General features: G+C 66.4%; 23 protein-coding genes. 21 read left to right on the top strand and 2 right to left on the bottom strand.

Features of this window, described 5'->3' with window-relative positions; genetic code table 11:
* Positions 1–28: 28 nt before the first annotated feature.
* Positions 29–2,302: a HelD family protein gene (locus ACTODO_RS07255; protein ID WP_003792701.1), complete on the bottom strand. Its 2,274-nt coding sequence runs from the start codon at positions 2,300–2,302 to the stop codon at positions 29–31.
* A 173-nt stretch (positions 2,303–2,475) separates the two neighbouring features.
* On the opposite strand from ACTODO_RS07255, the gene ACTODO_RS07250 reads away from it, so the two are divergent.
* On the top strand, positions 2,476–3,552 hold the full coding sequence (locus ACTODO_RS07250; protein ID WP_003792700.1) for a PAC2 family protein: 1,077 nt from the start codon (positions 2,476–2,478) through the stop codon (positions 3,550–3,552).
* 58 nt (positions 3,553–3,610) lie between these two features.
* On the opposite strand, the gene ACTODO_RS07245 is transcribed toward ACTODO_RS07250, so the two are convergent.
* Positions 3,611–4,450, bottom strand: coding sequence for a spermidine synthase (locus ACTODO_RS07245; RefSeq protein ID WP_003792699.1), 840 nt, complete (start codon positions 4,448–4,450; stop codon positions 3,611–3,613).
* A gap of 29 nt (positions 4,451–4,479) precedes the next feature.
* Here ACTODO_RS07245 and dinB point away from each other — a divergent pair, with 29 nt between their 5' ends.
* The 20 genes from dinB to ACTODO_RS07140 all read left to right on the top strand — a co-directional run bounded on the left by dinB (position 4,480) and on the right by ACTODO_RS07140 (position 24,452).
* Positions 4,480–5,823 (top strand): DNA polymerase IV, encoded by a 1,344-nt coding sequence (dinB, locus tag ACTODO_RS07240; protein WP_003792698.1) that lies wholly within the window; start codon positions 4,480–4,482, stop codon positions 5,821–5,823.
* Between the two features lie 67 nt (positions 5,824–5,890).
* On the top strand, positions 5,891–6,307 hold the full coding sequence (locus ACTODO_RS07235; protein ID WP_003792697.1) for a DUF3040 domain-containing protein: 417 nt from the start codon (positions 5,891–5,893) through the stop codon (positions 6,305–6,307).
* A gap of 416 nt (positions 6,308–6,723) precedes the next feature.
* Entirely contained in the window at positions 6,724–7,155 is a 432-nt protein-coding gene (mraZ, locus tag ACTODO_RS07230) for a division/cell wall cluster transcriptional repressor MraZ (RefSeq protein WP_003792696.1), read from the top strand.
* A gap of 111 nt (positions 7,156–7,266) precedes the next feature.
* The gene (rsmH, locus tag ACTODO_RS07225) at positions 7,267–8,274 is read left to right on the top strand and encodes a 16S rRNA (cytosine(1402)-N(4))-methyltransferase RsmH (protein WP_003792695.1); all 1,008 of its coding nucleotides are present in this window, start codon (positions 7,267–7,269) and stop codon (positions 8,272–8,274) included.
* Positions 8,271–8,663 carry a cell division protein FtsL gene (ftsL, locus tag ACTODO_RS07220; protein WP_003792694.1) on the top strand — a complete coding sequence of 131 codons (393 nt, stop codon included), beginning with the start codon at positions 8,271–8,273 and terminating at the stop codon, positions 8,661–8,663. The genes rsmH and ftsL overlap by 4 nt, the downstream gene beginning before the upstream one ends.
* 17 nt (positions 8,664–8,680) lie before the next feature.
* Positions 8,681–10,414, top strand: coding sequence for a peptidoglycan D,D-transpeptidase FtsI family protein (locus ACTODO_RS07215; protein WP_003792693.1), 1,734 nt, complete (start codon positions 8,681–8,683; stop codon positions 10,412–10,414).
* Positions 10,415–10,431: 17 nt separating this feature from the next.
* Positions 10,432–11,829: a UDP-N-acetylmuramoyl-tripeptide--D-alanyl-D-alanine ligase gene (locus ACTODO_RS07210; protein WP_003792692.1), complete on the top strand. Its 1,398-nt coding sequence runs from the start codon at positions 10,432–10,434 to the stop codon at positions 11,827–11,829.
* Positions 11,826–12,911, top strand: coding sequence for a phospho-N-acetylmuramoyl-pentapeptide-transferase (gene mraY / locus ACTODO_RS07205; protein ID WP_003792691.1), 1,086 nt, complete (start codon positions 11,826–11,828; stop codon positions 12,909–12,911). The genes ACTODO_RS07210 and mraY overlap by 4 nt, the downstream gene beginning before the upstream one ends.
* Entirely contained in the window at positions 12,908–14,353 is a 1,446-nt protein-coding gene (gene murD / locus ACTODO_RS07200; RefSeq protein ID WP_003792690.1) for a UDP-N-acetylmuramoyl-L-alanine--D-glutamate ligase, read from the top strand. The genes mraY and murD overlap by 4 nt, the downstream gene beginning before the upstream one ends.
* Complete coding sequence (locus ACTODO_RS07195; RefSeq protein WP_003792689.1) at positions 14,301–15,596, top strand: FtsW/RodA/SpoVE family cell cycle protein; 1,296 nt, start codon at positions 14,301–14,303, stop codon at positions 15,594–15,596. The genes murD and ACTODO_RS07195 overlap by 53 nt, the downstream gene beginning before the upstream one ends.
* A 72-nt stretch (positions 15,597–15,668) precedes the next feature.
* On the top strand, positions 15,669–16,793 hold the full coding sequence (gene murG, locus ACTODO_RS07190) for an undecaprenyldiphospho-muramoylpentapeptide beta-N-acetylglucosaminyltransferase (RefSeq protein ID WP_003792688.1): 1,125 nt from the start codon (positions 15,669–15,671) through the stop codon (positions 16,791–16,793).
* Positions 16,786–18,177, top strand: coding sequence for a UDP-N-acetylmuramate--L-alanine ligase (murC, locus tag ACTODO_RS07185; protein WP_003792687.1), 1,392 nt, complete (start codon positions 16,786–16,788; stop codon positions 18,175–18,177). The genes murG and murC overlap by 8 nt, the downstream gene beginning before the upstream one ends.
* Positions 18,178–18,236: 59 nt before the next feature.
* Positions 18,237–19,124, top strand: a complete 888-nt coding sequence (locus ACTODO_RS07180) for a cell division protein FtsQ/DivIB (RefSeq protein WP_003792686.1) — start codon at positions 18,237–18,239, stop codon at positions 19,122–19,124.
* A 127-nt stretch (positions 19,125–19,251) separates the two neighbouring features.
* Positions 19,252–20,499 (top strand): cell division protein FtsZ, encoded by a 1,248-nt coding sequence (gene ftsZ / locus ACTODO_RS07175; protein ID WP_003792685.1) that lies wholly within the window; start codon positions 19,252–19,254, stop codon positions 20,497–20,499.
* Positions 20,499–21,257 (top strand): purine nucleoside phosphorylase YfiH/LACC1 family protein, encoded by a 759-nt coding sequence (locus ACTODO_RS07170; protein WP_003792684.1) that lies wholly within the window; start codon positions 20,499–20,501, stop codon positions 21,255–21,257. Before ftsZ ends, ACTODO_RS07170 begins: the two co-directional genes overlap by 1 nt.
* A gap of 180 nt (positions 21,258–21,437) precedes the next feature.
* Positions 21,438–21,890, top strand: coding sequence for a cell division protein SepF (locus tag ACTODO_RS07160; protein ID WP_003792681.1), 453 nt, complete (start codon positions 21,438–21,440; stop codon positions 21,888–21,890).
* Between the two features lie 8 nt (positions 21,891–21,898).
* Complete coding sequence (locus ACTODO_RS07155) at positions 21,899–22,210, top strand: YggT family protein (RefSeq protein ID WP_003792680.1); 312 nt, start codon at positions 21,899–21,901, stop codon at positions 22,208–22,210.
* 172 nt (positions 22,211–22,382) lie between these two features.
* Positions 22,383–22,964: a DivIVA domain-containing protein gene (locus ACTODO_RS07150; RefSeq protein ID WP_003792678.1), complete on the top strand. Its 582-nt coding sequence runs from the start codon at positions 22,383–22,385 to the stop codon at positions 22,962–22,964.
* A gap of 70 nt (positions 22,965–23,034) precedes the next feature.
* The gene (gene lspA, locus ACTODO_RS07145) at positions 23,035–23,538 is read left to right on the top strand and encodes a signal peptidase II (protein ID WP_034512285.1); all 504 of its coding nucleotides are present in this window, start codon (positions 23,035–23,037) and stop codon (positions 23,536–23,538) included.
* Positions 23,539–23,546: 8 nt separating this feature from the next.
* Complete coding sequence (locus ACTODO_RS07140; protein ID WP_003792676.1) at positions 23,547–24,452, top strand: RluA family pseudouridine synthase; 906 nt, start codon at positions 23,547–23,549, stop codon at positions 24,450–24,452.
* Positions 24,453–24,481 lie beyond the last annotated feature (29 nt).

Genomic DNA, 24,481 nt, shown 5'->3' with positions numbered 1-24,481 from the left:
GACACAAGGTGTCAGGGTGTGGTCGCTCCTACCACTCTTCCATGCCGGCGGGCAGGGGAGCGCAGTGGACGACATGCACGTCGTGGGTAGCGCGCGTGAGGGCGACGAAGAGGTCGCCGACGCCGTCACCGAGGATTTCCGCGGGTTCGACGAGGATGACCGAGTCAAACTCGAGGCCCTTGGAGGCCACGGCTGACAGGAGGCAGACGCGTTCGGAGAGGGCCGTCTCGCCGTCCACGTCGGCTCCCCACGCGCGGGCACGCTCCTTGCCGACAATGAGGGCGATGCGGCCGCGGGAGGTCCCCGCCTCGCGATCGAGGCGTTCCTCGGCCTCGCCCTGGGCCTGGGCGACGGCGCGCCACAGGGGGCTGTTCTCCTTCGACGAGGCCGGGGCGTCCTCGGGCGCATCCACGTGGGTGACGCGGTAGCAATCCTCGACGTCGCGCACGGCCGTCATCGGGTAGAGGACGGGGACGCCGGCGCGCGCGACGACGCCTTCGGCGAGGGTCGTGAGGGTGGCGGGCGTGCGGTAGGAGACGGTCAGCGCGTACTCGGCCGCGAGGGCGCGCGCCGCCGGTCCGAGTGCCTTCTCCCAGGTGGGTGGGCGCTTGGAGCCGCGACGCTGATCGAGGTCGCCGACCACCGTGAAGGAACGCGACGGGCAGCGGCGCAGCAGGGCCCGCCAGGCCATGGGGGAGAGCTCCTGGGCTTCGTCGACCACGATGTGGCCATACGCCCACGCGCGGTCCTTTGCGGCGCGTTCGGACAGCGGTGTCCAGGTGTCCTGGCCGGCCACCTGCTCCGCGAGCATCTGGGCGGTGACGATGCCCCCGCCCAGGTTCTGGGCTTCGATCGCCTCGCGGGCGCGTTCGATTGCGCCCTCGTCGGCTTCGCGCGACGTCGTCGAGGATGACGGCATGGGGCCCAGCAGTTCCTCGCACTCGTCCAGGATGGGCACGTCGGACACCGTCCACGGGGCAGAACGGGGACGCACGAGGGCAGCGAGCTCGTCGGGACGCAGGGGGGAGCCGGCCTTGCGGTTTGCTGCCGCCAAGACCTCGGGGCGAGCGTAGAGGCGGCGCAGCAGCGTCTGTGCGCTCGTCGGCATCCACGCCGTGTTGATTGCACGTCGGCAGTCCACGGAATCGCGGATTTCGATGAGCCAGGAGCGCTTGACTTCGGGATCGACGCCGCCCTCGGAGTCCGCGTCCCCGGCCTCGCGCGCCAAACGCAGAGCCAAAACGTCCATGAGTTCGCGCGCGAAGGACTCTCGCGCCACGTTGTGCGCGCGGCCCGAGCGCTTCGCCCGACGCCTCGCCGTTTCCACGTCGGCGCGCGTGAGCGTGACCGATCGGTTCCACACGCGCAGAACCTGGTCACCGTCAGGGAGCTTGGCCAGCGCGCGCACGGCCTCCTTGACGATCTTCGCCCACGCGGGAAGGCCCTTGATGAGGGCCACGGCCTCGTCATCGCTGCCGCGCGCGTTTACGCCGGGCACCAGGTCTCCCAGTGTCACTGACACGACGCCGGTCTCGCCCAGGGAGGGAAGGACCTGCTCGATGTAGCGCAGGAACAGGCGCGAGGGGCCAACGAGGAGGACACCCGAACGCTCGAGGCGCTCGCGGTGGGCGTACAGGAGGTAGGCGATGCGGTGAAGCGCGACGGCGGTCTTGCCGGTGCCCGGGCCGCCCTGGACGACCAGGAGTCCCTTGTCGGAGGCGCGGATGATGCGGTCCTGCTCGGACTGGATCGTGGCGACGATGTCGCCCATGCGGCCCTCACGCGCCTCGCTGAGGGCGTGCATGAGAGCGCCCTCGCCCTGGAGTTCGAGCCCGGATGCGTGCGAGGCGTCCAGCAGCTCGTCTTCGAGGCCGGTGACGCGTCGGTCGCGGGTGGAAATGTGGCGGCGGCGTACGACGCCGTCCGGCTCGGCTGACGTGGCCTGGTAGAAGGGGCGCGCGGCGGGTGCGCGCCAGTCAACGAGCAGGGGAGTGCCGTCCTCGTGAGACAGGGAGAGGCGACCCACGTGGCGGGTCGAACGGTCGGCCATGTCGAGGCGACCAAACACCAGACGCTCTTCGACGCCTTCGAGGCGGGCGGCCATTTCACCCAGGTGAGCGGACAGGGCCTCGCGCTCGGTCCATCCCTGAGCGTTGCCGACCCCGTGGGTGGAGTGAACGCGCCCCTGACGATCCCGATAGGAGGCGCGCAGTGCGTCCAGGCGCTCGTAGGCGCTGTCCACAAATTCCTGTTCCGGCAACGGAAGGTCGGTCGACGACTCGCGATGAGTGCTCGTGGCCATGGGTCCTCCTCGTTTATGGGCCTTCCATTGTTCCCTACTTTTGCCTCGCGTGCTGTGTCGTCTGCGGAGTGGGTGAACTTCGCCGCAAGCTCAAAACCATCTCCCGCGTGACGTGGCGGGCGCGTCCCGGGTACGTTAGACACGAGGCAGAAGAATCAGCATGAGGAGAAGACGTGAGTATCAACGCCACTGACCTGTATGCCGACGGTCCCGCCGCCGGCGCGAAGGCGAAGATTCTCCTCATCCACTTTGATGGGGCGATTGACGCCGGGGCCGCCGGACGTATGGCGATCGGCCAGCTCCTGCGTTCCCTGCACAACGAGCGGGTCGCGACCTTCGATGCGGATGCGCTCATGGACTACCGCTCGCACCGCCCGATCGTGACCGTCGATAACTGGGCGTCCTCCCCGGACATGGTGATGCCCGAAACTGTCCTTGACCTCGTCGAAGACGACATGGGCAACCCGATCCTGGTCCTGCACGGTGCCGAACCCGACGCGCACTGGGAGTCGTTCACGAACGCGATCAACGAGCTGTGCGAGCGTGCCGGCGTCGAGATCACCTTCTCGCTGCACGGGGTGCCCTCGGGCGTGCCGCACACGCGACCGACGCCAGTGCACGTGCAGGCCACCGACGCGTCGCTGCTTCCCCCGGGGTCTGGCGCGATCTCGAATCACATGCAGTTCCCTTCCCCGCTGTCCACCTTCATGCAGATCCGCATGGGGCAACGAGGCATTGGCGGGCTGGTGCTGCTCGGCGCGGTCCCGTATTACATGGCGGACACCGGCTACCCGGCGGCCTCCTCGGCCCTGCTCACCTCCTTCGCGAAGTTTGCTGACCTGTCTCTGCCCGTCGGTGATCTCGAACAGGGGGCCGCGCAGGACCAAGAGAACATCGCCAAGCTCGTGGAGGGAAACCCCGACATCTCGCACACGGTCTCCAACCTCGAGGAACACTTCGATGCGTGGACCGGAGGGGAGGGTGCGATCCCTCTGCCCGGACTCGGTCAGCGCCCGTCTGCGGGCGGCGAGGAGAAGACCCCGAAGGATATCGGTGACGTCATCGAGGCCTACCTGGCGCAGGTCTCGCGCGCCCAGGACGAGGAGATCGAGTCCGTTCAGCGCGCCCCGCGCACCGAAGAATCCGAGGAACCTTCCAAGCCCGACACGATCGAGGACGTGCTTGCACGCATCGAGGCGCGTCGCAACGGAAAGGGCACGGGTCCCTCGGCTCCGCGTCACCGCGCCTGAGCTCTATCCACGTACCCGGGCTCGCCCGTGCGCGTGAATTCACCCGTGCGTTGGAGCGTCAGTCCGCCTGCGGATAGCCCACCAGCGAGTCTGTCAGCGCCCGCGTGCCTGCGACCCAGCGTGTCAGGTCTGCCGGCCTCGTAATGCGGGCCGGGAGAGCCAGCGTGCGCAGGGCCCGATCGATCTGATCAACGTCCACAACGTCGGCGGCACTCGCGAGGGCGACGACGTTGCCGCGCCGTCCCCCTCGCCCCACCTTTGGGTCCTGGATGGATGCCACGAAGGGGAACACCTCCTGCAGGGCGGCCACGTCCTGGCGCGCGTTGGCTGGGCCTCCGTGCGCGCAATTGACCAGGTACACCCCCGAGGCCGCCAGGGCGCGCCGTGCCCGATCGGCGCACTCCACCGTGCGCAGATGATCGGGAGTCACGCCCGACGCGAACGCGTCGCGCACGATGACGTCGAAAGAACCCTCTCGCGCCCCGTCGAGGACCGCGCGCCCGTCACCAACGCGGATCTTGACCTGCGGGGCCCCCGGGATGGGGAAATGCTCACGCACCTGCTCGGCCAAAAGACGGTCGACCTCAACGGCGACGTGGCGCGAATTCGGGCGAGACGAGGACCATGCGCAGGCGAGTGCGCAGGCCGCGCCGCCGACGTGGAGCGCACGGAAACGATCCTGGGGACCCCACAGCGAGGACACGACGGCGTCCATATGCTGCATGTACTCGAACTCCAAGTACGTGGGGTCCGACGTGTCGACCGCGGACGATTCGACGTCGCCCAGGAACAGCGTCGCGCGCGGACCGTACCAGCGGATCCGGGCCGAGCCGAAATCCGTGTCGAAGGAGATGTCGCGTGACGAAGATGAGCGTGCCATGGTGGACACTGTAACCATGGATGACGCCCACGGGCACAGGAGGTGACATGTCAAACGCTCCCAGGGACGCGCGCGCCAAACGCGACTGGGGATCGGACGATAGCGCCACGCCGATCCTGCACGTCGACATGGACTCCTTCTTCGCGCAGGTTGAGATGCGCGAGGACCCGAGCCTTGTCGGCCGCCCCATCATCGTAGGCGGCACGTCCGGGCGCGGAGTCGTCACCTCCGCCACCTATGAGGCCCGGGCCCTGGGCGTGCGTGCAGGCATGCCCACCTCGCGCGCCCGCGCCCTGTGCCCAGGCGCCGCATTCATCCCCGGCAACCACGGCCTCTATCAACGCTATTCCCGCCAGGTGATGGCGATTCTCGCCACCGTCACCCCCGTCCTTGAGCAGGTCTCCATCGACGAAGCCTTCCTCGACGTCTCCGGGGCGCGCCGCAGGCTGGGATCGCCCACCCAGATCGCTCGACTCATCCGTGCGCGTATCCGCGAAGCCGTCGGGCTACCCGCATCCATCGGAATCGCCGCCACCAAGTCGGTCGCCAAGATTGCCTCCTCGCACGCCAAGCCCGACGGCCTGCTCCTCATCCCGCAGGCTGCCACGGTCGACTTCCTCCACGGACTGCCCGTTGGAGCACTGTGGGGAGTTGGGGGAAAGACCGCGGCGATCCTCGATCGGGAGGGGATTGACACGATCGGGGACCTCGCCAACGCCCCACTCACGCGCCTCACTAAGCTCCTTGGCGTCGCTTCAGCCCACCACCTGCACGACCTGTCGTGGGGCATAGACCCGCGTCCCGTCGCCCCCACACGCGCGGAGAAATCGGTCGGCATGGAAAGAACCTTCGAGGAGGACGTGCGCTCGCGGGCAGACATTGAAGAGTTCATCCTGGCGGCCTCGCACGACTGCGCCCGCAGGCTGCGCGCCGGAGGGGTCGTGGGGTGGACCGTGGACATCAAGATGCGCGGCACTGATTTTCATACGATCACGCGCAGCGTGAGCCTCGTGGCCCCCACCGACACGGGGCGAGATATTGCGCAGGCGGCACAGGGCCTGTTCGCCCGCGAGGACATGCCGATCGGGGGAGTGCGGCTCTTCGGCGTACGCGTGGCGGGGCTGCAGGCGCGCTCGGGCGGCGTCGCCGTCACACTCGACCGCGATGAGAGGCCCGCCGCCTCCGAGCGTGCGATGGATCAGATCCGTGACAAGTTCGGCGCGGGCGCGCTCGCCCCCGCCACGCTCCTGGGTAAGAAGGTGCCGGGCAGGCGCTCCTTTGGTGGGGATGGCGACGAGGCCGGGGCTTCTCCCGCCGGCCCCAGCGCTCAGGCGCACGGGCAGGGGAGTGACCCCGGCAACGAAGAGCCCACGCAGGGAACGCTCCTGTAAGGCCAGTTCGTCTCCGGCGTGTCACACGCGCTAAGCTGAGGACAACACCGTCCGAAAGGGGCACCCAATGGCTCTCACCGAGTACGAGAAAAAGATCCTCGAGCAGATGGAAGCGTCCCTGCGCGAGGAAGACCCGGCGTTGGCCTCCCAGATGTCCGCCCCCGCGGTCGAAGAAGACCCCGAGTCGGCTCGCGGACCGCGCGCGCCGCGTCGCATCGCGCTGGGCCTGACCGGAGCGGTCCTGGGCATGGTCGTCCTGGTCGCTGCTGTGTCGCTGGGCTACTCGATCCTCTCGATCCTCCTGGGGGTCGCCGGTTTCGCGCTGACGGTCGCAGGTGTCCTCTACGCCCTGTCGCGCCCGGGAGCATCGTCGTCAGAGTCGGCCGATGAATCGTCCGCGCGTGGCGCAGACAAGAGCAGCGGATGGAGTTCCTTCATCCAGGACCAGGAGCGCCGCTGGGACGACCGTCGAGACAACGACTAGGAGTTCCATACGACTGATGAAGCGGGGCGAGCCGGTTTAGCCGGCTCGCCCCGCTTTACTGTGCTCCCCACTGTGCTCCCCACTGTGCTCCCCGGGATTCCCCACCTCACTCCCCACTGTCCTCCCCGAGAGTGGCACCGGTGCCCTTTAAACGCTCCCATGCCTCGTGAAAATGCTGTAATAACAACGAATTGCACCTGTTTTGCATCCCGTTATCGCCTCTGGCAGCCGTCATCCATGACGGCGCGACTCACCGAGTGTGTGCAAGATTTCCCCACTTTTCTCCACCTGATTTTTTCGCTGAAATTCCGCCATTTTGGCTCGATGTATCTCGCGCCACGCCGTAAGTTCCCGCGTAAATATGGGGTCTAGTGGGTTAAAGTGGGGGAAAGTTCCGAACAGGGGAGGGCGGTGACATGTTCCTCGGTACGTACGAGCCAAAGCTCGACGACAAGGGCCGCATGTTCCTGCCCGCGCGCTTTCGCGAGGACATGGAGGGCGGAATCGTCCTCACTCGCGGACAAGAGCACTGCATTTACGCATTCCCTGCGTCGGAGTTCGAGAACATGACCGCGGAACTGCGCCGCGCGCCCCTGTCGTCCAAGCAGGCGCGTGACTGGATCCGCGTGATGCTCTCGGGTGCCTATAAGGAGGTCCCGGACAAGCAGGGGCGCATTAGCGTCCCTGCAGACCTGCGTGCATACGCCGGTCTGGGTCGTGAGCTCGCCGTCATTGGCGCGGGCTCGCGAGCCGAAATCTGGGATGCCTCGGCCTGGCGCGAATACCTCGCGGTCCAGGAGGAGGTCTTCTCCAATACAGCAGAAGAGATTATTCCCGGGATGTTCTGACCCGTACGTTCAGGTCTCCGCCCGCTGTTCCGACATCACTTCCCCGGTGGCGGAGCACGGTGGGGGACCTGGGTGGACGGATCGAGGCGATAAACGTAAAGGAGGCGCGACATGTGCGATGCATCGGAGCCGGTGCGCGATTCGTCGCGCCCCGCGAGCGAGCGTCACGTCCCAGTGCTGCTACGTGAGTGCCTCGACATGCTCGCCCCGGCGATCAAACGCCCCGGTGCTGTCCTCGTGGATGGAACCCTCGGCATGGGCGGTCACACCGAGGGAGCTCTCGAGCGTTTTGAGGGACTCACCGTCATCGGCATTGACCGTGACCCCCAGGCCATCGAGCTGGCCTCGGCACGCCTTGAGCGCTTCGGGACACGTTTCCGCGCGGTCCACACCACCTACGACAACATTGATGTGGCCGTTGAGGAGCAGCTCGGTACGGGCGCTCGCGTGGACGGCGTTCTCATGGACCTGGGAGTGTCGTCCCTCCAGCTCGACGAGGCCGACCGCGGCTTCGCCTACTCGAAGGATGCTCCGCTCGACATGCGAATGGATGCGACGAGCGGGCAGAGCGCGGCGGACCTGCTGGCCACCTCCTCGGAGGGTGAACTAATCCGTATCCTGCGCACTTACGGCGAAGAGAAGTTTGCGCCCCGGATCGCCAGGCTCATCATCCGCCGCCGAGACGACGCGCCCATCACTCGCACCGGAGAGCTCGTGGGCATCATTCGCGAGGCAATCCCGGCACCTGCGAGGCGCACGGGCGGCAACCCGGCGAAACGCACGTTCCAGGCGCTGCGCGTTGCGGTCAACGACGAGTTGACCATCTTGGAGCGGGCGCTCCCGCGGGCGCTGTCCAGTCTGAGAGTCGGCGGGCGCCTCGTCGTGGAGTCCTACCAAAGCCTTGAAGACCGAATAGTCAAAGATGTGCTGCGCCGCGGCTCCACGTCCGCAGCGCCTCCCGGACTGCCGGTCATCCCCGACGAGATGGCTCCCAGCCTGCGCCTGTTGACGAAGGGCGCAAACAAGGCCGACCAGGCCGAACAAGACCACAATCCCCGATCCGCTTCCGTGCGACTGCGCGGCGCGGAGCTCATCCGTGAATGGAAGGACCTCGCATGAGTGCAGCAACCGCGAAGGCACGTCCCGCAGCACGCCCCGAGCTGCGCCGCGACGAGGTCCACGAGCTTCGTCTCGTCCAGGGCACCCGCCCGCGCCGTTCCCTGATGGCTGTCGTGGCCCTCCTCGTCATCGTCGCTCTGGCATCTGTGGTGACCTCAATGGTGCTCAACACCCGCATGGCGCAGACCTCCTTTGAGATCCGCGAGCAGCAGCTCGCGCTCAACGAACTGGAGGCGCAGTCGTGGACCATGCGCGCTGAGCTGGATCGTCAAGCCTCGCCGACGGAACTGGAGAAGGCGGCCAAGGCGAACGGCATGGTGCCCGCCGGCAAGTCGGGTTTCATCACGCTTGAGACCGGCACTGTCGAGGCTGGAATCCCCGCGAAGTAACTCGGAGGCGAGTGCCTATGGATACCGTCATCACGCGTTCGCGCTGGGTCTTGGGATTCTTCATCTTTGCCCTGAGCATCTGCGCCGTGCGGCTCGTGCAGCTGCAGATCGTTGAAGGCCCATCCCTGGCTGCCCAGGGGCAGCGTGTGCGCACATCCTCGACGGAAGTCGCAGCCGCGCGCGGAACGATCACCGACGCAACCGGAGTGGTGCTGGCGAACTCGATCCAGACCTACGACATCGCCGTCAACCAGCTGAATATCCGCGCCTATGTGCACCGCGACGATGACGGCAACGAGGTCGGGCGTGGCCCCGCTGAGGCCGCTCGTCAGCTTGCCCCGCTCCTCGGCATGAACGAGGCAGAGCTGGGCGGCATGATGCTGGGCGACTCGACCTACGAATACATCAAGCGAAACGTCGATGCGGTGACCTACCGTGAGATCCGTAAGCTTGACATCTACGGGATCGAGTGGGAGTCCGTCTTCGAACGCGAATACCCCAACGGCAACGTGGCCACCCCGGTCATCGGTACGGTGAACGCCGATGGGCAGGGCTCCTCGGGCATTGAGGCACAGTTCGACGCCTTTCTGACGGGTACCCCGGGCGCGCAGGCCTTTGAGATCGCCCCTAACGGCGCCGTCATGCCCGGCGGCAAGAAGACGACGGTGGAGCCCAAGAACGGTGGTAACGTCGAGCTGACGATGCACGCTGACCTTCAGCACCAGGTGCAGGACCTCCTGGACGCGCGCGTCGCGAAGCACCATGCCGACTGGGGCGCGGTCGTCATCGAAGATGTTGCGACGGGGCATGTCCTCGTCATGGCAGATTCGAACTCAACGGAACCCGACAACGCCAAGCCCCAGAAGGTGCACGCGGTGCAGGACGCCTTCGAGCCGGGCTCGGTGGGCAAGCTCGTGACCGTGGGAGTGGCTCTCAACCAGGGGACGATCTCCCCGACGAGTGTCTTCCAGGTTCCCTACGCGCTGGATCTGCCCGATGCCGGTGGGCCGATCACGGACTTCCACGAGCACGATGGTGAGACTTTGACGGCGACGGGTGTGTTGGCGGAGTCCTCGAACACGGGAACGGTACTCATCGGTCAGACGGTGAGCGATGATCAGCGCTACTCCATGATGCGCGCCTTTGGCTTTGGTCAGGAGACCGGTATCGAGCTGCCTGGCGAATCTGCGGGTCTGCTGCGCAATGCCGACCAGTGGCAGGGGCGCGATCGCTACGTGACGATGTTCGGTCAGGCCTACGCGATTACGGCGATGCAGGAGGCTTCCGCTCTCGCGACGATCGCGAACGGGGGAGTGCGCATTTCGCCGCACATCGTGAAGTCGTGGACGAACGCGGATGGAACGGTCGAGGTTCCCGATACCAGCCAGCCCGTGCAGGTCATGGATGCGCAGGCTGCCTCGCAGCTGCTGACCATGATGGAATCCGTTGTTGAGGATGACCGCGGTACCGCTGGTGCCGCGAAGGTACCGGGCTACCGGGTCGGCGTGAAGACGGGTACCGCCGAGACCGTCATTGACGGCGCTTCGGGCCTCGTGTCGACCACCGCGGGCATTATCCCTGCGGATGCGCCGCGCCTGGCGATCGCCGTGGTTCTCTACAATCCGAAGGTGGCGTCGGTCTCATCTGATTCGTCAGCCCCGCTTTTTGGCGACATTGCGCGTACAGCGGTCGCGAACCTGGGTATCCCCGCGTCTACGGGGTCAGCTAACCTGTATCCGACGACCCCGTGAGTCTGAAGGAGTAAAGCATGCAGGCATCAGCCCAGTGGATCGCTGTGGCAGTGTCGGGTCGCCTCGTCGGGAACGATGTTCCCGTGACGGGGCCCGTGGTGACGGATTCCCGCGAGGCTCAGGCAGGGTCGCTCTACGTTGCGCGCCGCGGTGAGAGCGCCGACGGTCATGCGTTCGTGTCCGGTGCGGCCACGCGCGGCGCGGTCGCCGTCATCGTCGAGCACGAGGTCGACGAGGCCGTGCCCCAGATCGTCGTCGAGGATTCGACCGAGGCGTTGGGATCGCTGGCCCGCGCGCACGTCGAGAAGCTGCGCAGTGGCGGCGACCTGGATGTCATCGCGATGACCGGCTCCGTGGGTAAGACGACCACGAAGGACCTGCTGCTCCAGATCATGAGCGAGGACGGGCCTACGGTCGCCCCCAAGCTGTCTTTCAATAACGAGGTCGGCCTGCCCCTGACGGTGCTGCTGGCCGACGAGACGACGCGTCACCTCGTCCTTGAGATGGGCGCTTCAGGGCCCGGCCACATCACCTACCTGACGGACATTGTCGCCCCCGACGTGGCCATCGAGCTGTGCGTGGGCCACGCCCACGTGGGCGGCTTCGGTGGTTTTGAGGGCGTTGCGGCCGCGAAGGCCGAACTCATCAAGGGAACCCGCCCGGGCGGTCCGGTCATCCTCAATACGGACGACCCGAACGTCGAGGCCATGGCTCCTTTGGCAACCGGACGCGTGATCCGTTTCTCGGCCTCGGGCAACGAGCGTGCCGACGTCGTCGCGCGCGACGTGCGCCTCGACCGCGCCGACCGCGCATCTTTCACCCTGGTGACCCCCGAAGGAGAGGCCCCCGTCGAGCTGAAGATCGTGGGTCGCCACCACGTCGCGAACGCGCTCGCAGCCGCCGCCGGTGCGCTCACCCTCGGGGTTGGTCTTGAGACCGTGGCGAGTGTCCTCTCACGCGCTCGTGCGCTGAGCCCGCACCGCATGGACGTCCACGAGCTGCGCGTTGACGGGACGGACCTGACGCTGATTGATGACTCGTACAACGCGAACTTGGATTCGATGCGCGCGGGCATCGCTGCCCTCGCTTCAATTGGTCGCGACAGCCAGCGCATCGCCGTTCTCGGTGAGATGCTCGAGCTGGGCGAGGACTCCCAGTCGCTCCACCAGCAGGTGGGCGCGTTGATTGCCGATGCGGGAGTCGACACACTCATTGGTCTTGGCGCAGATGCCCACTACTATCTAGAGGGAGCCCCCGAGGTGCCCAATCGCGAGGTTGCCGCGGATCCGCAGGATGCCGCGCGGCTCGCCTTGGAACACGCCGAGGACGGCGCAGTCGTCCTCGTCAAGGGTTCTTTCGGTTCACAATCGTGGCAGGTGGCTGACATCCTGCGGGAGAAGGGAACGACCCGGTGATTGGACTTATTGCCGCGTTTATTATCGCGATGGCCCTGTCCGTGACGGGCACGCCAATCCTCATCCGTTTCCTGGTCATGCACCAGTATGGACAGTTCATCCGCCAGGATGGGCCGACCCAGCACCTCACCAAGCGCGGCACGCCCACGATGGGTGGCGTCGTCATCATCCTCGCAACGGTCGTCGCGTGGTTGATCGGCTCTCTTGTCGCGGGTGCCGGGCCGTCGTGGTCCGGCTTGCTGCTGATCTTCCTGTTCGTCGGCCTGGGCGTGATCGGCCTCCTCGACGACGGCATCAAGATCATGCGTCAGCGTTCTCTCGGCCTGCACCCCTCCGGCAAGATCATCGGACAGGTCGCCGTGGCCTCGCTCTTTGCCCTGGGCACGCTCATTAAACCCAACGAGTTCGATGAATACCCGGGCACCCTCGCGATTTCTTTCGCGCGTCCCACGGCCATGACCCTGGGCTTTGCAGGCCTCGGCCTGGGCATCGCCCTGTACCTCATCTGGACCAACCTCATCGTCACTGCCTGGTCGAACGCGACGAACCTGACGGATGGCCTCGACGGCTTGGCCGCGGGCGTCTCGATCTTCGTTTTCGGCGCGTACACGTTCATCACCTACTTCCAGCGCATCCAGGCGTGTACGCAGCTTGGTGCGAACCAGGCGAACTGCTACTCGACGCGCGACCCGCTCGACCTGGCGATCTTCTGCGCCGCACTGATCGGTGCTCTCGCGGGCTTCCTGTGGTGGAATGCTTCGCCGGCTCAGATCTTCATGGGTGACACGGGTGCCCTCGCTCTCGGTGGAGCTGTCGCGGGCCTGTCGATCCTCACCCAGACGCAGCTGCTTGCCATCGTCGTCGGTGGCCTCTTCGTCGCTGTCGTCCTCTCCGACGTCATCCAGATCGGTGTTTTTAAGGCCACCGGCAAGCGCGTCTTCCGCATGGCGCCGCTGCACCACCACTTCGAGCTGCTCGGGTGGAAGGAAGTGACGATCGTTATCCGCTTCTGGCTGATCGCTGCGATCATCGCGGTGGCCGGCGCGGGCATGTTCTACGCGGAGTGGGTGTCCCTTCGATGAGCCGTTTCGCTGCTGTCGTCGGCTGGGGCACGTCCGGGCAGGGGGCCGCTGGCGCACTGCTCGCGCGCGACTGGCAGGTGCGTGCCTTCGACGCGCGTGGGGGACAATCCCTGTTCTTCGATGACGTCGCCGGCGTTGATGTTCACGTCGACGATGATCCTGAGGCTCTCGCACGCGCGATCGTCGAGGCCAACCTCGACCTCGTCGTTGTCTCCCCCGGTATTCCCGCACACCACCCGGTATTCTCGGCCTGCGAGGCCGCCGGCATCGAGGTGTGGGGCGAGGTGGAACTCGCCTGGCGTCTGCAGGAGGAAGGCCCGCACGCGGGTCGCCCGTGGCTGGTCGTGACCGGCACGAACGGAAAGACGACGACTGTCGGCATGCTCGGCGAGATCCTGCGGTGCGCGGGCGCCAAGGCCGAACAGGTCGGCAATATCGGGACGCCGATTACGCGGGCGATTGACTCTGACGCCGAGGTCTTCGCGGTGGAGCTGTCCAGCTTCCAGCTGCACACGGTACGCACCGTCTCGCCCCTGGCGTCGATCTGCCTGAACGTGGATGCTGATCACCTGGACTGGCATGGCAGCGTGGAGGCGTATGCGGCCGATAAGGCGCGCGTCTACGAGAACACGATCCGCGCATGTGTCTACCCCGCGTCCGATCGACGCGTCGAGCAGATGGTGGAGAACGCCGACGTCGTGGAGGGGGCTCGCGCGATCGGGCTGACCCTCGGCTCGCCGAGTGTCTCTCAGTTCGGCATCGTCGAGGGCCTGCTGGTTGACCGCGCATTTGTGGAGGACCGCGCGCGTCACGCTGCCGCCCTCGCGCACATTTCTGACTTGGCGGGGGCGTACGGCCCCCACCCGTCCGCCGCGGTCGTCTCGGATGCCCTGGCTGCTGCGGCTCTTGCCCGCGCCTACGGTGTTGAGCCCGAGGCAGTCGAGGCGGGTCTGCGCGCGTTCCGGCCGGCCGGACACCGCCGCGCGATTATCGCCCACGCCGCGGACCTGACATGGGTGGACGATTCGAAGGCGACGAATGCGCACGCGGCGCGCGCCTCTCTCGCGGGACTGCCGCCGCGCAGCGCGATCTGGATCGTCGGTGGCGACGCGAAGGGACAGGACTTCACGGAACTGATCCGCCAGGTCGAGCCGACGCTGCGCGGTGTCGTCGTTATCGGTGAGGACCGCGCGCCTCTCGTGGAAGCGCTGCAGGCCGGTGCGCCGGACGTTCCCCGCGTCGAGGTTGATGGCCACGAGGACTGGATGTTCTCGGTCGTCAATGAGGCCGTGGCACTGTCCATGCCGGGCGACACCGTCGTGCTCGCCCCGGCCTGCGCGTCGTGGGATCAGTTCGATAACTACGGTCAGCGTGGCGACGCGTTTGCCGATGCTGTGTCGCGCCTGGCAGCCCAGTGGGGGAGTGCCGGTGGCGACGAATAAGCGCGGCTGGCACATTCCGACGATCACGCTGCCTCGCATCCGATTCGGGTCGGGGCAGGAACGCAAGGATGATCCGGCGTTGACGTACTACCTCGTCATCGTGCCGGCTCTGCTGCTGTCGGTGTTCGGTCTCATCATGGGCTTCTCGGCGCAGACTGTGACGGCGATCGCGCAGGGGGAGAACCCCTACACGGCCTACGCTCGCCCGCTGATCATCATCCTCGTGTCGCTCGTAATTGCGACGATTGTCCTCCTCGTGCCTCAACGGTGGCTGATGCACCTGGCCCCCGTCATGTTCGTGGGCGCACTGGGCTTCCAATCCCTGGTTCTCAGCCCTCTGGGACGCTCGGAGGGTGGTAATGCGAACTGGGTGAAGGTGGGTCCGATCATGGCCCAGCCCTCCGAGTTCCTCAAGCTTGCGCTCATCGTGTTCCTGGCTTTTATGGTCTCGAAGTCGGCGTCGAAGCGCGGTGATTGGAAGGCGATGAGTCTGGCCGTCGGCCTGCCGATTCTGACGGCGCTTGGCGCGGTCATGCTGGGCCGAGATATGGGCACGGCGATGGTTGTGGCTGTCGGCGCGCTGGGAGCGATGTGGGTGGCTGGTCTGCCCAAGCGCTGGTTCGGTGGCCTCGTCGTGCTCGCCGTCCCGACGATGGTGCTGCTCGTGTTGTCGAACCCGACGCGTATCCGCCGTATCCTGGCGATTCTCCCGGGCACGTCGAAGGGGCCGGATGAGTCTGCTCCCGAACAGATTGACCACTCTCTGTGGGCGCTGGGCTCGGGTGGCCTGACCGGCCTCGGGCCGGGAGCCTCGCGCGAGAAGTGGAACTACCTGCAGGCCGCGCACACGGACTTCATTTTTGCGATCGTCGGCGAGGAATTTGGCCTGCTCGGCACCCTTGGCGTGCTCTTGTGCCTGGGCCTGCTGATCTGGGGCATGTTCCGCGTGGCGCGCGAATCTTCGGATCTGTTCGTGACGATCGTGTCCTCGGGCGTGGCTTCGTGGATCGGCATCCAGACGGTCATCAACGTCCTGTCCGTGACGGGACTGGGACCGGTTATCGGCGTGCCTCTGCCGCTCGTGTCCTACGGCGGTTCGTCGTTCCTGTTTACGATCACCGCGATTGCCGTCGTTGCTTCGTTTGCTCGAGCACGCGCGGGTATTTGGATGATCGGCCGCCCCGACGAGGCCTCGGCTGGGCGTGATCCGCGCCTCGCCCCTCGCCGTCGCTCGGCGCGCTGAGGTGCCCGAGGCACCTGCTGGCCTGCGCGGCTCGCTACACTGGTGTCACGCACACGCGTAAAGGAGACGCATATGGTCAAGGTTGTGATGGCTGGCGGCGGCACCGCCGGTCACGTGAATCCTCTGCTGGCGACGGCGGCGCAGCTGCGCGAGAGTGGAGCTGAGGTTGTTGTCCTGGGGACGAAGGCTGGTTTGGAGGCGGATCTGGTTCCCGCCGCAGGATTCCCGCTCGTAGAGATTCCCCGCGTTCCATTGCCGAGGCGTCCCTCCCTGGCGTTCTTCACTCTTCCCAGTCGTTTCGCGGACGCCGTGAAGCGCTGCGCTCAGGCGCTTCAAGGCGCTGATGTGCTCGTTGGTTTTGGTGGCTACGTGTCGACGCCCGCGTACATTGCGGCGAAGCGCGTGGGCGTGCCTATCGTCGTTCACGAGCAGAACGCGCGACCCGGCCTGGCGAACAAGGTGGGCGCGCGCAACGCAGCGGTCGTCGCTCTGACGTTCCCTTCCTCTCCGCTGAAGGCGCGCAACGGTCACACGGTCGTGACCGGCCTACCCCTGCGTGCGGCGATCGCCGAGCTTGCGGACCGCCGCGCAGACGCTGAGGGTGCTGCCCAGGCGCGCCGCGAGGCAGCCGAGCGTCTCGGCATCAATGCGGATGCGCCGACGCTGCTGGTGACGGGCGGCTCCCTGGGTGCTCTGCATGTCAACGAGTCGGTGACCGCTGCCGCCGATGCGCTTCCGGAGCATGCCCAGGTTGTGCACCTGACCGGCCGGGGCAAGGATGAGCCCGTGCGCGCCGCCGTTGAGGCAGCAGGTCTGTCGGATCGTTGGCACGTCATTGATTACTTGACGACGATGGAGGACGCGCTGGCCGTCGCGGACCTCGTCGTGTGTCGGTCGGGGGCGGGAACAGTGGCCGAGATGGAGGCCCTGGGCCTGCCCTGCATCTACGTGCCGCTGCCGATTGGTAACGGTGAGCAGCGTCTGAACGCGGCGGACCACGTGGCCGCCGGCGGAGCCCAGCTCGTTGACGACAAGGACTTCACGGCCGACTTCGTGCGCCGTAACGTCTTCCCTCTGCTGGGCTCGACCCGCCTGGCGGACATGGCGGCCGCATCCCAGTCGCTGGGCCGCGCGGGGGCTGCCCGTGCGCTGGCGGATCTGGCTTTGGAACAGGTGAAGGAGGCCTGCCATGAGTGAGCCGACGCTGCAGGATCGTTTCCATCTGATTGGTATCGGCGGCGCGGGCATGAGTGTCGTCGCTGAGCTGCTGGCTTCTCGGGGCGCCACGGTCGAAGGCTCTGACCGAGAGGAATCCGCCGTTCTCGAGCACCTGCGCTCGGTGGGCGTTCGCGCTTTCGTCGGGCACGAGGCCTCGCACGTGGACCCGAGCTCCGTGGTCGTGGTCTCGACTGCTATCCGCGAGGACAACCCGGAGCTGGCGATTGCGCACGAGCGCGGCCAGCGCGTCATTCACCGCTCGCAGGCTCTTGCTCTCGCGGCCTCGGGCATGCGCTTTGTCGGCGTCGCCGGCGCGCACGGGAAGACGACGACGTCGGGCATGCTCGCGATCGGCCTGTCGGCCTGCGGGCTGGACCCGTCGGTGGCCGTGGGCGGAGTGCTGCCCCAGCTGGGTACCGGCGCACACCTGGGCGGTGGGGACGTGTTCGTCGCCGAGGCCGATGAGTCGGACGGATCGTTCCTGAACTACACCCCGGCGATCGAGATCGTCACCAACGTCGAGCCCGATCACCTGGATCGGTACCACTCCCGCGAGGAGTTCGAGGGGATTTTCGTCGAGTTCGCGCGCCGCATGGTCCCCGGGGGCCTGCTGGTGACCTGCGCCGAGGACGAGGGTGCTGTTCGGCTGGCGCAATCGGCGCGCGCCGAAGGGCTGCGAGTCGTTACCTACGGTCGCCGCGAGCGTTCGCTGTGCACCCCCGACGTGGTGATCGCTGACGTGCGCGTGGAAGCGCACGGGGCTGGCGCGTCGCTGACGTGGGGCGAACTCAGCGCGTCGCTGGCGCTGAGCGTCCCCGGTGAGCACAACGTGCTCAATGCGGCTGCCGCGTGGGTGGCAGGCATCGAATGCGGCTTGTCGCCTCAGGCGATTGCGGATGGCCTGGGCGAGTTTACCGGCGCGGCACGTCGGTTCGAGGCGCGCGGCCAGGTCGGCTCGCGTCGCCTGTTCGATGACTACGCCCACCACCCGACGGAGGTGGAGGCCGCGATCCGCGAGGCGCATGTCGTGGCAGGTGAGGGTGATGTGACCGTCGTGTTCCAGCCGCACCTCTACTCGCGCACGCGTATCTTCGCGGAGCGTTTCGCCCAGGCGCTGTCGGGCGCGGACCACGTCGTGCTCGCCGGCATCTACGGCGCCCGGGAGGATCCCGAGCCGGGAGTCGACTCGTCCCTCATTTCGTCGCGCATTGAGGGTGCGTTCTACGTCGAGGACATGCACGAGGCCGCCCGCCTGGCCGCTTCGCTGACCCCCGAGGGCGGCGTGTGCCTGACGATGGGCGCTGGATCGATCACTCGCTGTGCGTCCGACGTACTCGATGAGTGGAAGCGGATGGAGGCATGAGGCCACCGTCGCCGAGGCGCCCGGGAGGAGCTCGCTCCCCCGAGGAAGAGTCGTCGCGCGTGGAGGAGGCCGCCTCGTCTTTTGATGAGATCGTGTCCCCGTCTGCGGATGAGGACGCGCAGGAGCCGAAGCGTCGTTCCTCCTCGCTCACGCAGCGCCGCCGCGCGCGCACGACCGTGGACCGTCCCATGCCCGTCGCCGATGCCGCATCCCTGCTGGGCGGCGAGGAGGCAACGGATCTGGGGGATCGCCTGCGTGAGCGCACCCGCGCGCGTCGTTTTCTCCTCGCTCGTCGTATCGCGCTCACATTTGTGACGCTCGCGCTCGCGGTGGGAGTCGTGTGGGGCGCGTTCTTCTCGCCCGTTTTCGCGTTGTCGTCGTCCGCGGTCGTCGTTTCCGGCGAGGACGGCACGCTGGTGACGGCGGATTCCGTGCGCTCGTCAATTGCCTCCTTCGAGGGGGTTCCGCTCACGCGCCTGAATACGCAGGCGGTGGCACGCGCGGTGGAGTCGAACGTGGCGGTGCGCTCGGCGAGTGTGTCGCGTCGATGGCCTGCCAGCCTGCGCGTGTCGGTGACGATGCGGACGGGCATGGCTGTTGAGGCCGCCTCGGATGGCTACTGGCTGGTGGACGATCAGGGCGTCGCCTTCCAGCAGGTGCCGTCGGCGGGGGATTACCCGCTCGTGACACTCCCGGAGGACCGGGCGACTGGCGCGGCAGATATTGCCTCCGTGCTGGGGGCGCTGGACGAGGCGACGCGCGCCCAGGTGTCGGCCGTGACGTCGACGGGAACTCAGGTGAACTTCACGCTGCGCGGTGGTCAGACCGTCAAGTGGGGAACCCGCGGAGATGCGCCGCAAAAGGCGCGGGTGTTGGCGACTCTACTGGCTAATGTTCAGGCGAGCACCTACGACGTGTCGTCGCCGAATCACCCTGTGACCAGTTAAGCCTTTTCTTTTGTCCGCGTGTTGGCTTGAAGGATTGCCCGCGGACCCCTAGGTTCTTTCCGACACGAAGCACGTTAAACATCAACCTTCAACTAGAGGTTGAGGGTCTGATGCAAGGGAGACATCCATGGCGACACCGCAAAACCACCTGGCAGTGATCAAGGTCGTCGGCGTCGGCGGCGGCGGAGTTAACGCCGTGAACCGAATGATCGAGGTCGGCCTCAAGGGCGTTGAGTTCATTGCCGTCAACACTGACGCGCAGGCTCTGCTCATGTCCGATGCCGAGACCAAGCTCGACATCGGCCGCGAACTGACGCACGGCCTGGGCGCCGGCGCGGATCCGGCCGTCGGCCGTAAGGCTGCGGAGGATCACATTGACGAGATCACCGCCGCACTTGAGGGTGCAGACATGGTGTTCGTGACCGCCGGTGAGGGCGGTGGTACCGGTACCGGTGCGGCCCCCGTTGTCGCGAAGATCGCCCGCGATGCTGGCGCTCTGACGGTCGGCGTTGTGACCCGTCCCTTCTCGTTCGAGGGCAACCGTCGTGCGGCTCAGGCTGAGGGTGGCGTGACGACCCTGCGCGAAGAGGTCGACACCCTGATCGTCATCCCGAACGACCGTCTCCTGGAGATCTCCGACGCGAACATCTCCGTGCTCGACGCTTTCCGTGCTGCCGACCAGGTGCTCCTCTCGGGTGTTCAGGGCATCACCGAACTGATCACCACCCCCGGCCTCATCAACGTGGACTTCAACGACGTCAAGTCGGTCATGAAGGACGCCGGTTCGGCCCTCATGGGTATCGGTGCGGCGACCGGTGAGGATCGTGCGCTGCGCGCCGTCGAGAGCGCCATCTCGTCCCCGCTGCTGGAAGCCTCGATCGACGGCGCCCACGGCGTGCTCATGTTCTTCCAGGGTGGCTCCGACCTCAGCCTGCAAGAGGTCTACAGCTCTTCGCAGCTCGTGCGCGAGGCAGCCCACCCCGAGGCGAACATCATCTTCGGTAACGTCATCGACGATGCCCTGGGTGACGAGATCCGCGTGACGGTCATCGCCGCCGGTTTCGACGAGGCCACGGATGCGGCCCTGTCGCGCCCGAACGTTGCCCGCGTGTCCGCTCCGGTGGCTCAGCAGCGTCCTGCCGCTCCCGAGGCCAAGGCTCCGGCCGCCGAGACCACCCGCATCACTCAGCTGTCGACGCGTCGCCCGCAGCACCGCGCTGATGTTGCGGCTCCCGTGCGTGAGGCCGCTCCGGCCCCCGTCGAGACGCCCGCTGCCGCTGAGTACGAGGAGTCCGAGCGCTCCTTCGAGGTTCCTCGCGTCTACCCCGAGGCGCCCGAGAAGGAAGAGCTGGATATTCCTCCCTTCCTGCGCTGATGAGTGACAAGCTCTGGGCCGGTGCTCGGGTCCACCTCACCGAGGTGGACCCGGGCACCGGAGCGCTATGCGGCAATGTTGGCCTGCATGTGGGTGACCAGGAATCGCTCGTGCGTGAGCGCAGACGTTCCCTGGTGGCGACGCTCGGACGCGATATTGTTTGGATGGATCAGACTCATTCAACCCGGGTAGAACTCATCGTTCGATGCGAGAGCGCGCCCACTCTGGCGGCTTCCCGAGAGGCGCTCGGTAAGCCTGCGACGGGGGAGTGGGGGCCCGTCGACGCCGACGGCATCATCGTCGACGCCCGTGGCTGGCAGGGAGCTCCTGCCCTCGCCGTGCAGACCGCGGATTGCCTGCCCGTCGTGTTCTCCGCCGCCTCCGGTCAGATCGTCGCAGCCGTGCACGCGGGTCGTCGCGGTCTTCTCGGCGGGATCCTTGACAAGACCGTTGACTGCATCCGTAACCTCGACGGCGGCCCCATCGACGCCTTGATCGGCCCGGCGATCTGCGGGCGCTGCTACGAGGTGCCCGCAGACATGGCCGATGAGAGCGAAGAACTCATGCCCGGCATCCGTTCTGTCACGTCGTGGGACACCCCCGCACTTGACCTTCCCCACGCTGCAGCCTCGACTCTGGGAGCGCGGGGCGTGCGAGTGGATATCGACGAGCGCTGCACCCTCGAGGATGCCGACCTCTTCTCGTATCGCGCCGACTCGTTCTGCGGTCGCCAGGCGCTCATCATCGTTCCCGCCTGACTGGGGCCTACACCTCCGAATGGGCCGCGGGTCGGCGGCTTTCCCGCGCCATGGTTTCGACGCGGAAACGCCCCGTGACGAGGCTCGCCGGCGCGGTCCTTGCGACGCGCCGAGCGCCCTGCTCGGCGATGCCGCTCGGTAACTGTAGCTTGTGGCTATGCATCGGCTGAAGGAGGAACAATGAGCGAGTCGTTCGGTGCACGCGCACGTAAGTTCATGGGCTGGTACTCACCGGAGGAGCCCATCGATGAGTTCGATGAATTCGACGAGATGGAAGAGGTAGCTCCCGTGGCCGACATTACTCCCGTGTCCCGTCCGACCCTGACCAGCATTCGCCGTGACGAGCCGGCCGAGGATCTCACTCGCATTGTGACGATCCACCCCACCGCCTACTCTGACGCCGTCACGATCGGTGAGGCGTTCCGTGACGGTACGCCCGTCATCATCAACCTCACCGACATGGGTGAGGAAGAAGCGCGTCGACTGGTTGACTTCGCAGCCGGCCTGTCCTTCGGCCTGCACGGCGTCATCGAGCGCGTCACCAACCGTGTCTTCCTTCTGTCGCCGGCCACGGTTGAGGTTGCGGGTGATAACGCCTCCAGCCGTCGCGGCTCCCTCTACAACCAGGGCTGAGGTCGCTCGTGGCCATTCTTGGCTGGATCGGGTGGGGACTGAGCGTTCTCATCAACCTCTACATGATGGTGCTGTTCGCACGCGTCATTCTGGACTGGGTTCAGTTTTTCGCGCGCGGATGGCGCCCGAGTGGCATTCTGCTGGTCCTCGCGAATGTTCTCTACGCGCTGACTGATCCTCCGATTCGTTGGATCGGGCGCTTCGTTCCGCCCCTGCGCCTGGGTGGAGGCATGGCAATCGATGTCGGTTTCATGCTCTTATTCCTGGTGCTTATTGTTGGACAGCGCTTCGCTACTTTCCTGTACTTTTTGAGCCTGTAGCGCTCAAAATGGGGGATGAGAGGTCCCACAAAAACGGCCCTCACCTCGTGATGGATGTTGCTAGTGTGACAATTTCAGTTATTATTTTCGTGACGTGATAGCGGGCGGCCTTCCCGGTCGTCCAGGCGTGCGGCTTCCGCACGTCCAATCGAAACGACCGAGAGGCGAAGAAATGGCCCTGCTCACCACCGAGGATGTCCTCAATAAGAAGTTCCAGTACGTTAAGTTCCGCGAGGGATACGACCAGGACGAGGTTGATGAGTTCCTCGACGAGGTTGTCTCCACCATCTACTCCCTGCAGATGGAGAACCAGGATCTGAAGGAAAAGCTCGAGGCCGCTGAGCGCCGCATTGCCGAGCTGTCCAACTCCGACTACACGCCGGCCGAGAACCCCGCCCCCGTGGCAGCCCCGGTCGTCGAGACCCCGGCCCCCGCCGCCCCGGCCCTCACCGGCCCGCAGGATGCGGAGTCCGCCACCTCCATGCTGGCCCTCGCCCAGCGCGTCCACGACGAGTACGTGCGCGACGGCGAAGAGCAGTCCGCGAAGATCATCGCCGAGGCCAACGCGCAGCGCGACGCGATCATCGCCGATGCCCAGAAGCAGAAGGACTCGCTGCTCTCCCAGCTCGACCAGGAGCGCGAGCTGCTCGAGAACAAGATCAACGGTCTGCGTACCTTCGAGGCCGAGTACCGTTCGAATCTGCGCAACCACCTCGAGACCCTCCTCAAAGAGGTCGACAACGGCGAGAACTGATCGCAATCGCTTTGACCGGCGGCGGTGCACTTTGTGGTGCGCCGCCGCCGGTCGTTTAAGATAGGGAACCATGGCTGACTCCTCTCACCCGACCCATACCCGCGCAACGTGGATGTACGCGGGCCTCGTGTTCGCTGCCGCTATTGCCACCGATCAGGTGTCAAAGATGTGGGCGCGGACCGTCCTAGGTGGCCAGGGGCCGCGCCCGCTCATCGGGCAGTGGCTGTCGCTGTCCCTCGTGCACAATTCGGGTGCCGCGTTTTCCTTCGCCGCCGGCAAGACGTGGATTCTGACGATCTTCACCGTCGTCATCATCGGCGTGCTGGTCGTGATGGCGCGTCGCGTCCGCCGCGCCTCGACCCTGCTGGCGATCGCGCTGCTGGCGGGGGGTGCCGTTGGAAACCTGATCGACCGACTGACTGCCGAGCCTGGCTTCGGCGTCGGTCATGTCACCGACTTCATCGCCTACGGCAATTGGTTCGTCGGCAATGTTGCAGACATTTGGATCGTCCTCGGGGCGCCTTTGCTTGCCCTCGCGCTCTCTCGTGAACCATCGAAGGAGGACGCTCAGTGAGTTCCCGTATGCTTCCCGTCCCCGACGCCCTCGTGGGTGAGAGGGTCGACGCCGCTCTGGCCCGCATGCTCGGCCTGTCGCGCTCGCGCTGCGCGGAGCTGGCGGGGGAGGGGCACGTTCTCGTCAACGGTGTTGCCGCCGGCAAATCCGATCGGCTCGGGGCCCTCGACATCATCGAGGTCACCATTCCGGAACCGGAGAGCAAGCCGACGCCGGTCACCGACATGGCGATCCTCTACGACGACGAGGATATCGTCGTCGTCGATAAGCCTGTTGGCGTCGCCGCCCACACGGGCCCAGGATGGGAGGGGCCCACGGTCCTGGGGAACTTGGAGGCGGCGGGATACCGCATCACCAGCTACGGCCCTCCCGAGCGCCAGGGCATCGTGCACCGGCTCGACGTGGGCACCTCGGGTGCGATGATGGTCGCCAAGTCCGAGCTCGCATACACCGTCATGAAGCGCGCGTTCAAAGAACGCACGATCGAAAAGGTGTACCACGCCGTCGTGGCCGGTCACCTCGACCCGGCCTCGGGCACGATCGACGCTCCGATCGGTCGACATCCCTCGCGCGAGTGGCGCATGGCCGTCATCGACGGTGGAAAGCGCGCCGTCACCCACTACGACACGCTCGAACTCATGGCGGGTGCTCAGCTCACCGAGGTGCACCTGGAGACGGGACGCACCCACCAGATCCGCGTGCACATGGCCGCCGTCGGGCACCCCTGCGTGGGTGACACGTTCTACGGCGCGGACCCGACCCAGGCGGAGCGCCTGGGTCTCACACGCCAGTGGCTGCACGCCGTTCGACTCGGATTCGCCCACCCCCGCACGGGCATGCCGATGAGCGTGTCCAGTCCCTATCCGGATGATCTCGCCGATGCTCTCGAGGAGCTGCGCCACCCGCGCAACTAACCCCCGTCGATGAGGTTTCCGCGCTTCCC

Origin of the sequence: Schaalia dentiphila ATCC 17982 (assembly GCF_000154225.1) — a bacterium.
GTDB classification, from domain to species: Bacteria; Actinomycetota; Actinomycetes; order Actinomycetales; family Actinomycetaceae; genus Pauljensenia; species Pauljensenia dentiphila.
This window is presented reverse-complemented; position numbering and strand designations above follow the sequence as displayed.

Bases quoted from the DNA above. Each gene is read 5' to 3' on its own strand.
- ACTODO_RS07235 (WP_003792697.1), top strand. From the start codon at position 5,891: ATGGCTCTCACCGAGTACGAGAAAAAGATCCTCGAGCAGATGGAAGCG.
- ACTODO_RS07255 (WP_003792701.1), bottom strand. From the start codon at position 2,302: ATGGCCACGAGCACTCATCGCGAGTCGTCGACCGACCTTCCGTTGCCG.
- ACTODO_RS07215 (WP_003792693.1), top strand. From the start codon at position 8,681: ATGGATACCGTCATCACGCGTTCGCGCTGGGTCTTGGGATTCTTCATC.
- lspA (WP_034512285.1), top strand. From the start codon at position 23,035: ATGGCTGACTCCTCTCACCCGACCCATACCCGCGCAACGTGGATGTAC.
- ACTODO_RS07140 (WP_003792676.1), top strand. From the start codon at position 23,547: ATGCTTCCCGTCCCCGACGCCCTCGTGGGTGAGAGGGTCGACGCCGCT.
- ACTODO_RS07195 (WP_003792689.1), top strand. From the start codon at position 14,301: ATGCTGTGTCGCGCCTGGCAGCCCAGTGGGGGAGTGCCGGTGGCGACG.
- murD (WP_003792690.1), top strand. From the start codon at position 12,908: ATGAGCCGTTTCGCTGCTGTCGTCGGCTGGGGCACGTCCGGGCAGGGG.
- ACTODO_RS07210 (WP_003792692.1), top strand. From the start codon at position 10,432: ATGCAGGCATCAGCCCAGTGGATCGCTGTGGCAGTGTCGGGTCGCCTC.
- ACTODO_RS07245 (WP_003792699.1), bottom strand. From the start codon at position 4,450: ATGGTTACAGTGTCCACCATGGCACGCTCATCTTCGTCACGCGACATC.
- murC (WP_003792687.1), top strand. From the start codon at position 16,786: ATGAGTGAGCCGACGCTGCAGGATCGTTTCCATCTGATTGGTATCGGC.
- ACTODO_RS07150 (WP_003792678.1), top strand. From the start codon at position 22,383: ATGGCCCTGCTCACCACCGAGGATGTCCTCAATAAGAAGTTCCAGTAC.
- ACTODO_RS07160 (WP_003792681.1), top strand. From the start codon at position 21,438: ATGAGCGAGTCGTTCGGTGCACGCGCACGTAAGTTCATGGGCTGGTAC.
- ftsZ (WP_003792685.1), top strand. From the start codon at position 19,252: ATGGCGACACCGCAAAACCACCTGGCAGTGATCAAGGTCGTCGGCGTC.
- dinB (WP_003792698.1), top strand. From the start codon at position 4,480: ATGTCAAACGCTCCCAGGGACGCGCGCGCCAAACGCGACTGGGGATCG.
- ACTODO_RS07170 (WP_003792684.1), top strand. From the start codon at position 20,499: ATGAGTGACAAGCTCTGGGCCGGTGCTCGGGTCCACCTCACCGAGGTG.
- murG (WP_003792688.1), top strand. From the start codon at position 15,669: ATGGTCAAGGTTGTGATGGCTGGCGGCGGCACCGCCGGTCACGTGAAT.
- ftsL (WP_003792694.1), top strand. From the start codon at position 8,271: ATGAGTGCAGCAACCGCGAAGGCACGTCCCGCAGCACGCCCCGAGCTG.
- mraZ (WP_003792696.1), top strand. From the start codon at position 6,724: ATGTTCCTCGGTACGTACGAGCCAAAGCTCGACGACAAGGGCCGCATG.
- rsmH (WP_003792695.1), top strand. From the start codon at position 7,267: ATGTGCGATGCATCGGAGCCGGTGCGCGATTCGTCGCGCCCCGCGAGC.